Source organism: Nostoc sp. T09, assembly GCF_002154695.1.
Taxonomy (GTDB): Bacteria; Cyanobacteriota; Cyanobacteriia; order Cyanobacteriales; family Nostocaceae; genus Aulosira.
Genome location: NZ_MTAV01000101.1, coordinates 19,990 through 27,478, shown reverse-complemented (window position 1 = coordinate 27,478; position 7,489 = coordinate 19,990). Strand labels below are relative to the sequence as shown.

The 7,489-nt window shown below is 42.1% G+C and carries 8 protein-coding genes; 3 read left to right on the top strand and 5 right to left on the bottom strand.

Annotated elements, in window-relative coordinates; all coding sequences use genetic code 11:
• Positions 1–83: 83 nt before the first annotated feature.
• Positions 84–1,007 (top strand): diadenylate cyclase CdaA, encoded by a 924-nt coding sequence (gene cdaA / locus BV372_RS20260; RefSeq protein ID WP_086688290.1) that lies wholly within the window; start codon positions 84–86, stop codon positions 1,005–1,007.
• The gene (gene uppS / locus BV372_RS20255) at positions 1,004–1,753 is read left to right on the top strand and encodes a polyprenyl diphosphate synthase (RefSeq protein WP_086688289.1); all 750 of its coding nucleotides are present in this window, start codon (positions 1,004–1,006) and stop codon (positions 1,751–1,753) included. Before cdaA ends, uppS begins: the two co-directional genes overlap by 4 nt.
• 75 nt (positions 1,754–1,828) lie before the next feature.
• Here uppS and BV372_RS20250 read toward each other — a convergent pair whose 3' ends face one another.
• Positions 1,829–2,101, bottom strand: coding sequence for a DUF3143 domain-containing protein (locus tag BV372_RS20250; RefSeq protein WP_086688288.1), 273 nt, complete (start codon positions 2,099–2,101; stop codon positions 1,829–1,831).
• A gap of 20 nt (positions 2,102–2,121) precedes the next feature.
• On the bottom strand, positions 2,122–2,655 hold the full coding sequence (locus tag BV372_RS20245) for a J domain-containing protein (RefSeq protein ID WP_086688287.1): 534 nt from the start codon (positions 2,653–2,655) through the stop codon (positions 2,122–2,124).
• Positions 2,656–2,730: 75 nt separating this feature from the next.
• On the opposite strand from BV372_RS20245, the gene BV372_RS20240 reads away from it, so the two are divergent.
• Entirely contained in the window at positions 2,731–3,129 is a 399-nt protein-coding gene (locus tag BV372_RS20240; protein WP_086688286.1) for a COG3650 family protein, read from the top strand.
• A gap of 74 nt (positions 3,130–3,203) precedes the next feature.
• Here BV372_RS20240 and BV372_RS20235 read toward each other — a convergent pair whose 3' ends face one another.
• From BV372_RS20235 to ppsA, 3 genes are all read right to left on the bottom strand, one after another.
• The gene (locus tag BV372_RS20235; RefSeq protein ID WP_086688285.1) at positions 3,204–3,941 is read right to left on the bottom strand and encodes a hypothetical protein; all 738 of its coding nucleotides are present in this window, start codon (positions 3,939–3,941) and stop codon (positions 3,204–3,206) included.
• Between the two features lie 285 nt (positions 3,942–4,226).
• Entirely contained in the window at positions 4,227–4,754 is a 528-nt protein-coding gene (locus BV372_RS20230) for a universal stress protein (RefSeq protein WP_086688307.1), read from the bottom strand.
• A 23-nt stretch (positions 4,755–4,777) separates the two neighbouring features.
• Positions 4,778–7,324: a phosphoenolpyruvate synthase gene (gene ppsA, locus BV372_RS20225; RefSeq protein ID WP_086688284.1), complete on the bottom strand. Its 2,547-nt coding sequence runs from the start codon at positions 7,322–7,324 to the stop codon at positions 4,778–4,780.
• Positions 7,325–7,489 lie beyond the last annotated feature (165 nt).

The following is a 7,489-nucleotide window of genomic DNA, read 5'->3' as shown; positions in this document are numbered from 1 at the left end:
TAAATGTTAACTCTTGACTTTTGACTGTTGACTCTGGACGATTAACTCACTGTATTTAGAGGCAAAATATTAATCCAGATGTCATGAGAGATTGGTGGAAGCAATGGCTGACAAACCTGGGATGGTCGCAGTCCTTGCTGCTTGGGACTCTGGATATTGTATTAGTGTTGGCGCTGACGTACATGATACTAGTTATTATTAGCGAGCGCCGGACGCTGTGGATGGTACGAGGCTTTATTATTTTGATGCTAGCCTCAGCACTCAGTAACAGATTGGGACTACCACTGTTAAATTTCGTATTAGAAAAGTTAGTAATTGGCTGTGCAGTAGCAATGGCAGTTGCTCTACAGTCAGAATTTCGGCGATTTTTAGAACAATTAGGGCGTGGCGAATTCCGCCAGTTGTTTCAACCATCCAGTCTGGCAGTACCTAAATCCGATAGTGTAATTGATGAAATTGTTGATGCAGTCAAAGAACTGTCAAAAAACCGGATTGGAGCTTTATTGATTTTGGAAACAACAGGTCCAATAGACGAGCGAGATTTTTCTGTACCAGGAGTAAGGCTGAATGCTGAGGTTACCAAAGAATTAATCCAAACAATCTTTCAACCAAAAACTCTGTTGCACGATGGGGCAACTTTGATACGTGGCTCACGGATCGTAGCATCAGGTATAATTTTACCACTTTCGGGACGCACAGCCTCGCGCCAGTTGGGAACACGCCATCGGGCCGCGATGGGAATTACTGAGCGGGTCGAAAATTGCATCTGTGTCGTTGTATCAGAAGAAACCGGTTCTATTTCCTTAGCGGAACGGGGAATTCTAAATAGACCACTGACGATTAGGAAACTAAAAGAGACTTTAGAGGCTCTATTATCCCCAACTGTAGATCGGGAAGCCGTGGCTCCTGGTTTGTTAAGCTTGGGTCGTCAGATTAGTAGTAAGGCAATAGCACTGGTTTCACGGTTACTCGGATTACCATCGACCGCTTCTCGAGATAAAAAATGAAAGCACAACAAACTGAACTGCAAGAATTGCCCCCTGGCTTAAAGCGAGAACTACTGCCCAAGCACGTTGCGGTAATTATGGATGGCAATGGTCGATGGGCTAAACGTCAAGGTTTACCTCGAATTATGGGCCATAAGCGAGGAGTAGATGCACTTAAGGATTTGCTACGTTGTTGTAAAGATTGGGGAATTCAAGCGTTAACGGCTTATGCTTTTTCCACAGAAAACTGGAAAAGACCCCAGGAAGAAGTTGATTTTTTGATGACTCTATTCCAAAGAGTATTACGCCAAGAACTCCGGGAAATGGTAGAGGAGAATGTTCAAATTCAATTTGTGGGCAATTTAAATGCTCTACCGCGATCGCTCCAAGCAGAAATTTCCCGTTCAATGGCAGAAACTAAGGATAATCGCAGTATCCGGTTTACAGTAGCCACAAATTATGGTGGACGACAGGAAATTTTACAGGCTTGTCGAGCGATCGCGCAGAAAGTCCAGCAAGGTCTGCTGCAACCCGATGAAATTGATGAAGCCGTATTTGAACGCCACCTCTACACAGCAGGTATTTCTGACCCAGATTTATTAATCCGTACTAGCGGAGAAATGCGCCTCTCAAATTTCCTCCTCTGGCAAATGGCTTACGGAGAAATTTATATTACTGATACTCTCTGGCCTGATTTTGACCGTGTGGAATTTCACCGCGCCTTGTGTGCCTACCAGCAACGGGAGCGGAGGTTTGGTAGTGTGTGAGGAGAAATAAAGGGACAAGGGGGACAAGGGGGACAAGGAGGACAAAGGACAAATGCCCTATGCCCCATGCCTAATTCACGGCCCAGAAAAAACTGCTTGTTCAATATCTTCCCGACTGAGAGAATACTTGAATGAGCGTTGAATATCTTGCCTATTTTCTCCAGCTTCGATATATCGCACTGTAAGTTGCTCAACATCAAGGGAGAGGTCGGCTTGCCAATTGGTTCGTTGCACATGCCAACAATGTAACTGTGCTTCATCTTGTTTACAGCCTTGGTCTTTGAGCCACTGCTCAATTTGTGGCAAGGTATGGTTATAGAGGGGAGCGTCAGGGGGAAGAAAAGCCATAATTAGTTAAAAATTCAACGTTAACAATAATAATTTTTAATTTCCAAAAAGCTAGCTGATGGCGAAGGTTGATTACTTTGCTGTTGGGTAACGGGAGTTGGCGAGATCTGTTGTGTTTGAAAAGCAGCTTCACCACGCGTTAAACCAATAGCGATCGCGAGTAACAGACAGCCTAAAAAGGTCAACCCCAAAATAAACAAAGCAAAGATTTCGCCAGATGAGAGCGGGCGATCGCTGGCGTCAAGGTAAGCTGATTTTGACCAATCATAGGTATTGTTCACCGGATGGTTCAAATCGGGGGGTGCTTGAATCACGCCAAAGCGAGAATACCCAATTTTCAGGTCGTAACTTAACCTTCGTTCTGGGTTGCTTAGGGTAGCGTAGGCTTCGTTGAGTTGCTGAAATTTAGCAGTGGCGACAGTAGCAGGTAAGTGGGTAGTATCAGGATGATAGCGTTTACTCAGTTCTCGATAAGCGCGGCGGATGTCGATTACCGATGCCGAGGGATGCAGTCCTAGCAGGGAGTAATAACTGGGTTCACTGCTTTGTGGCATTGCCCCATGATGATTCACGGCTGATTGAGTCACCTTGCAATCAAGTTTTTCCTAATATTGTAAACCCCAATTTGTATGAAAACCCTTATCTCATCTATTGCGTTACTTGGACTTGGTATTACTTTGTTAACTATCCCCAGCAATAGTCATGTTATTGCTCAAACTGCTAATAGTGAGGAATTTATTGCTAGGGGCACAGAACCCTTTTGGAGTGTTAGTGTTGGTAAACGAGGAATTGTCTATTCTTCACCAGATGCCAAGCCACAAACATTCCCCTATGTCAAGCCTTTATCAGCAGCAGGTCGTCCAGCTAATTTGGTGCGAGTCTATCAATTAAAAGGTAGAACCAACAATATCTTAATTATCAAGCAAGTTAACGCCTGTAGCGACGGCATGTCTGATAAAAATTATTCTTACTCAGCAACTTTCATCCTGGGTAATCGGGTTTTTGATGGTTGTGCTGAGAAGAAATAGCGAAAATACTGCTCAGAACCCCGACTTTTTCAAAAAGTCGGGGTTCTAAATCCGTGATATCTCCACCTAATGAATCAAATTACTTCCTTAGGAAAAATCAGCGGTTCATTTGGTGCTAGATTCACTTGATAGTTGCCAGACGATAAAAACTTGGTATTAACAACTTCCTTGTAAGTTTCTAAATCTGTTTGCCAGTTGCCAATTGCCTGAACTAGGTTAGCTAAGCGTTGACTTGGGTCATCTTGAACTATTGTGTGGCTAACATTAGCAGAAAACAAAATTGCTGGCAGCAAAGATTTATCTGGCAATTGTAGTCCAACTTCATTAACATCTAAGAATAGTTGCGCTTCTTTGAGGGTGTAAATAAACCGCAACGCAGCTTGGACAGGAGATGTACCAAACTCTTGCCAAGGTCCAGGTTTCAACAGGTTACCAAAAATGTAATTACGAGGTGTGCTATTTTTCTGGTCGAAAAGAACATAACCCCTAAAATTATTGCTAATCCCCTGATAGTTGACTTGAGTCAATGTTTCAACATACTTGCGAGCTATTACTGGAATAGACACATCTTGAGGTTCTTTACTAGCAATTAACTCGGAGAAAACAATTCTATTGACTTCTGCAATTATACTGACACCATTTTGAAAGACCACCTGAGCCGCAGCATTCGTTAAGATGGGTGGTCGAGCTAGTTCCCAGTCGCTAGGGACGATACCACTATATTTCAGGAAATCTGCTGTCAAAACTGTGGGATTTTGCTGTTTAACTGCGATCGCTATTACAAATTCTTGAATATCTAAATTCTGACTCATATATTCTTTAATTATTTATTACTTCGGTGATTACATAAGCGCGTAAGTATAATAACGTAAATTATTCATTATTTCAATGAAATATATTACAAATTTCTACAGTATAAAAATCTTTGAACATGATGTATCGGTTTGCAGTTCAGTGTAATGAGAAAATCTCATTCTGTTTAACAACTCAAACCCATATCCCTCCTTGATGCGGAATATCACGTCCGTTTAATTATTGGTTATGTAGAGTTTTGTTTTCAGCAATCTGAATAACTAAATCTCAAATCTTCAATCAAATCAAGCTGATTCTAGAATTGCTGCTTTAGGGGTTTCTGTAGTGTCGTTAATTACTCCTTGCACTGTCAAGACTGAACAAAGGGCATGATGTAATACATAATTGCTGACGCTACCCAAGAAAAACTCTTTGATTCCACTCAAACCACGACGACCGATAATTATTAGATCGGCTTGCCAAGTACGAGCGAATTCACAAATTATGCGACCAGGATCGCCAAATTCTTGAGTATGTTCAGCGTTAACACCTTGGGCGATCGCTTTATTGGTTAATAATGTCAGAAATTGTATTCCCTCTTGTTTTAGTGATTCCCACTGTCCCAGATAATAGTTCACATCGTCAGTAGTGAAGGATGGATAGATACCATCTGTGGACACACCTGGAGCAGTAGGGTAGTGCTCATCAAAGGGCGAAAGCACATACAGTATCATTAATTCAGCATTAGTTGCTTTTGCTAAAGATAGAGCTTGATCAAAAACTTGCTGACCAATTTCCGAGTTGTTGATAGCAACCAAAATTTTTTGAAACATAATGATTAGTCCTTGGCCATTTGTCATTTGTCTGTATTATTCTCCTTGTCTCCCTTGTCTCCCTTGTCCTCCTTTCCCCTTCCCTCATCTCGCGGCTTACCTGTTTCTGCAATGGCAATTTCCAGCAGTGTCTTCAGTACAGAATCAGGGTTGAGACTAATCGAATCAATTCCCTGTTCTACAAGGAATCGGGCAAATTCTGGGTAATCGCTAGGTGCTTGACCACAAATACCAATTTTACGTCCATGCTTTTTAACTATGCGAATTGCTTTAGCAATTATCCGCTTCACAGCTTGATTACGTTCGTCAAATAGATGTGCTACTAACTCCGAATCTCGATCTAGTCCGAGAGTTAATTGTGTCAAATCATTTGAACCAATAGAAAAGCCATCAAATATCTGACAAAATTCGTCTGCTAAGAATACATTACTAGGCAATTCACACATTACGTAGACTTGCAAACCGTTTTCTCCCCGTACCAAACCATGCTTTGCCATCTCTGCCAATACACGTTGACCTTCTTGTGGAGTCCGGCAGAAGGGTATCATCAAAATCACATTAGTTAACCCCTTTTCATCCCGTACTTGCTTCATCGCCTGACACTCTAGAGCAAAACCTTCACGATAGCGATCGTCATAGTAACGAGAAGCACCACGCCAGCCAATCATTGGGTTTTCTTCTGCGGGTTCAAATTGTTTACCACCCAAAAGATTGGCGTACTCGTTACTCTTGAAATCGGAAAGCCGGACAATCACAGGTTTGGGATAGAAAGCAGCTGCTATAGTTCCAATACCCTCAGCTAATTTATCGACAAAGAATTGTGCTTTGTTTTCATATTGAGGAGTTAATTCAGCAATTTTGTATCTAGCAAGTTCGTCTTCTAACTGATCAAAGTGAATTAATGCCAAAGGATGAGCTTTGATTTGATTGGCGATAATAAATTCCATCCTTGCTAATCCCACCCCATCATTAGGAATGGCTGCGAAGCCAAATGCTTCTTCGGGATTGCCCACATTCATCATGATTTGCGTGTGGGGATGGGGCAATTTCTCTAATGGTAATTCTTGGATTTCGTAGGGCAATAAACTTTGGTAAACTTTTCCGGTTTCACCTTCAGCACAACTAACGGTAATTTCTTGCCCAGTTTTTAATACAGTAGTGGCATTACCACAACCGACGATCGCGGGAATTCCCAACTCTCTGGCAATAATTGCTGCGTGACAGGTGCGTCCGCCAGAGTTAGTGACGATCGCACTGGCACGTTTCATAATTGGTTCCCAATCTGGGTCGGTGCGGTTTGTTATCAGTATTTCTCCAGGCTGAAACTGATGAATTTGATGCACATCCAAGATGACTCTGGCTTTACCTTGACCGATCATCTCACCAACACTCCGGCCTGTGACAATAGGTACAAGGGGTTGAGGTGAGGAATTATCTGTGTTCTCCCCTGCTTTCGCTCCCAGATGATAACTACGCAGCACATTTGCTATCTTCTGAGACTGCACTGTTTCTGGACGTGCTTGAACAATAAACAGTTCATTACTGATACCGTCTTTTGCCCATTCAATATCCATTGGCGTATAAGTACCACGCACTTGGGAATAGTGTTCTTCAATAATGCAAGCCCAGTGAGCTAGTTGTAAAATCTCCTCATCATTGAGGGCAAATACGTTGCGTTCACAGGGTACAACTGGAACATTCTTAGTCAATTTTGAGCCACCAAGGTCATAAATCATCTTAATTTCTTTACTACCAAGGCGCTTTTTCAGAATAGGGCGATATCCCTGTTTTAATGTAGGTTTAAATACTAAATATTCATCTGGGTTAACTGCTCCTTGGACGACGTTTTCACCCAAACCGTAAGCAGCAGTAATTAAGGCAGCATCTCTAAAACCTGTTTCTGTGTCAATGGAGAACATAACGCCTGAAGTAGCCAGGTCAGAACGTACCATTTTTTGCACACCTACCGATAGGGCGATGTTGAAGTGATCGAAACCTTTAATTTGTCGATAGGAAATGGCACGATCGGTAAAAATCGAGGCAAAGCATTTGTGACAAGCTTGTAATACAGCTTCGAGTCCGTGGACGTTCAAGTAAGTTTCTTGCTGTCCGGCAAAACTGGCATCGGGGAGGTCTTCAGCAGTAGCACTGGAGCGGACTGCGACATCGGTATCGGCATCATATTGCTGACAGAGACTTTGGTAAGCTTGAGCGATCGCTTCCTGCAATTCTAAAGGAAACGGAGTTTGCAGCATTAGCAATCTAGCTTTTTTACCACAACGCCGCAGATTATTGACATCTTCAACATTTAAATCTGCAAAAATCTCTCTGAGATTAGTTTCTAAACCAGCCGTAGAAATGAAGTACCTATAAGCGTAGGCTGTGGTAGCAAATCCTGTAGGAACTTTTACCCCTTTGCGCCTGAGTTGCTGAATCATTTCTCCCAGAGAAGCGTTTTTGCCACCTACTAAAGGAATGTCTGCAATCCCAACTTCGCCCAAAGGCAACACTAAGGCCTGTTCTTTGGAGACTGGGCGTTTTATTTCTTGATTGTGCAGCATTTCTACCATGTTTTAAATTCCTTTAACACATAGAGATACTTAAGATGGTTGTAATAAATTTTTCTATTCTTAAGTCTCACACTTATGTTTATACGAAGATAATTTGAGGATCTTGTGAGGAAGTAGTTAATAAAATTTTCTCTTGTAAAGAAGCTGAGAACAATTAATATAAGC

Coding starts and splice junctions, on each gene's coding strand:
- cdaA (WP_086688290.1), top strand. CDS start 84: ATGAGAGATTGGTGGAAGCAATGGCTGACAAACCTGGGATGGTCGCAG.
- uppS (WP_086688289.1), top strand. CDS start 1,004: ATGAAAGCACAACAAACTGAACTGCAAGAATTGCCCCCTGGCTTAAAG.
- BV372_RS20250 (WP_086688288.1), bottom strand. CDS start 2,101: ATGGCTTTTCTTCCCCCTGACGCTCCCCTCTATAACCATACCTTGCCA.
- BV372_RS20245 (WP_086688287.1), bottom strand. CDS start 2,655: ATGCCACAAAGCAGTGAACCCAGTTATTACTCCCTGCTAGGACTGCAT.
- BV372_RS20240 (WP_086688286.1), top strand. CDS start 2,731: ATGAAAACCCTTATCTCATCTATTGCGTTACTTGGACTTGGTATTACT.
- BV372_RS20235 (WP_086688285.1), bottom strand. CDS start 3,941: ATGAGTCAGAATTTAGATATTCAAGAATTTGTAATAGCGATCGCAGTT.
- BV372_RS20230 (WP_086688307.1), bottom strand. CDS start 4,754: ATGTTTCAAAAAATTTTGGTTGCTATCAACAACTCGGAAATTGGTCAG.
- ppsA (WP_086688284.1), bottom strand. CDS start 7,324: ATGGTAGAAATGCTGCACAATCAAGAAATAAAACGCCCAGTCTCCAAA.